Source organism: Candidatus Cloacimonadota bacterium, assembly GCA_034661015.1.
GTDB lineage: Bacteria > Cloacimonadota > Cloacimonadia > JGIOTU-2 > JGIOTU-2 > JAYEKN01.
On record JAYEKN010000223.1, the window covers coordinates 8,717 to 10,634 of the forward strand.

Genomic DNA, 1,918 nt, shown 5'->3' on the forward strand with positions numbered 1-1,918 from the left:
AATCTTAATTTTAATATAAAATAATTAGATATTCGGAGGAATTATGGATAGAATTAAAAAGCCGATGGTAGCCGGTCAGTTTTACCCGGCAAATGCAGACGCCCTTACAAAAAATATAGAAAATTATCTTGAAAATGCGAAACCTAACAAAGATTATGGAAACGTTTTTGGGATTATTTCTCCGCATGCGGGTTATCCTTTTTCGGGTCGGACAGCAGCTTGCGCATTTAATTGTATTAGGGATAAAAAATATGACACCGTATTTGTGATAGCTCCTTCCCATAGTTTTATTTCCTCTCCTATCGGTATTTACGATTATGATTATTACAAAACTCCTCTCGGATTGATTCCTATTGAGCAAAACATTATAGATTTACTTTTTGAAGTGGAAGATATTGGAGATATAAAATTCGGAATACGACCTGAAAATTCTCTCGAAACCCAACTTCCGTTTTTGCAAACCGTTTTGGATGAATTTCAATTGGTTCCCATCCTAATCCGAGATCAATCATTACGTACAGCAGAAAAACTTGCAACAATAATCCAAAATATTCTTTCCGGTTATGACAAAAAGGTGCTTTTCGTTTTCAGCACGGATCTATCTCATTTCCATTCTGCACAAACAGCTGAGAAATTAGATCGTCGTCTGATCAAATCTATTGAGGAAATGAATCTTCAAAAACTTGATAAACTCATTCAATCCGGTGATGGAGAAGCCTGCGGATTCGGTTGTGTTGAAACCGGACTTGTGTTAGCGGAAAAATATGGAATAAATAAGATTGATATTCTCGATTATACACATTCAGGAAAAATAATTGACGATAATAGTCGGGTTGTGGGATACGTGTCTGCTGTTCTGTATGAATAGAGACATTCAAAAAAGAAAATGTAAAACTGCTTCAACTCCATAAACATTCGTTGATGGTATAGAAAAGTGATAAAATTTCGTGCGAATAACAAACCTCGTTAGAAAAAAAATTGAAATGTTGTTCACAATGTGTCCAAAATTTCAGCAATTTTATAAGATTTTTTTGAAGTCTGAAATAAGTGAATAAATATTTAACATAAATAGTGTCTGTCCGTAAAGGAAAATCTTGAGTTAATCCGCCAGCTGGCGGATTGACTTAAGTTTTTCCAACTTACAATTATAACGCTACTTAACTTAATAGATAATTTTTTCAATTCGTCACGGAATGGTCCGTGACTTCTCGAAAAGGCTACTTTACGGACAGACTCTAAATAAGGCGGCTAAATGACAAAAAAATCAAGTATAGACTTGGGTTTGACGGAAAAAGAAAAAAAAATACTACTCCACGTAGCAATGGAAACAATTCAATCCAAATTAGAAAATGAACCTTTGCCTGATTATGATTACGACAATGAAATTTTCAAAAGTAATCGCGGTGCTTTTGTAACGTTACACATTGAGGGAAGGTTACGGGGTTGCATTGGATATATCATAGGAGTGGCACCTCTTTTGGACACAATTCAAAAGATGGCAATTGCAGCTGGTTTCGAAGACCCTCGTTTTCCACCACTTATTAAGGATGAGTTTGAGCAATTGAATATTGAAATTTCTGTACTTACTCCTCTCGAAGTTGTTAACAATATTGATGAAATTAAAGTGGGACGGGATGGAATAATTATCAAGAGAGGCTTTCGGCAGGGACTTTTGCTTCCCCAAGTTCCGGAAGAGCAAGGATGGGATAAGAAAACTTTTTTGGAACATACATGCCTGAAAGCGGGATTGCCAACAAACTCTTGGAAAATGAAAGATACAGTCATCACAAAATTCTCAGCCCAGATTTTTGATGCTAATGTAAGGGAAATGATTAGTGCGTAAACTCAAAGATGTGAAAAAAAATGATTTTCGATTAAAATCTCGCATCTACGATGCTTTATAAAATTGGAAATATTT

The 1,918-nt window shown here is 35.2% G+C and carries 2 protein-coding genes; both read left to right on the forward strand.

The features are described from left to right. Positions 1–43: 43 nt before the first annotated feature. Positions 44–868 carry an AmmeMemoRadiSam system protein B gene (gene amrB, locus U9P79_08490; protein MEA2104659.1) on the forward strand — a complete coding sequence of 275 codons (825 nt, stop codon included), beginning with the start codon at positions 44–46 and terminating at the stop codon, positions 866–868. A gap of 384 nt (positions 869–1,252) precedes the next feature. Further along, positions 1,253–1,843, forward strand: coding sequence for an AmmeMemoRadiSam system protein A (amrA, locus tag U9P79_08495; protein ID MEA2104660.1), 591 nt, complete (start codon positions 1,253–1,255; stop codon positions 1,841–1,843). Positions 1,844–1,918 lie beyond the last annotated feature (75 nt).

Coding starts and splice junctions, on each gene's coding strand:
- amrA (MEA2104660.1), top strand. CDS start 1,253: ATGACAAAAAAATCAAGTATAGACTTGGGTTTGACGGAAAAAGAAAAA.
- amrB (MEA2104659.1), top strand. CDS start 44: ATGGATAGAATTAAAAAGCCGATGGTAGCCGGTCAGTTTTACCCGGCA.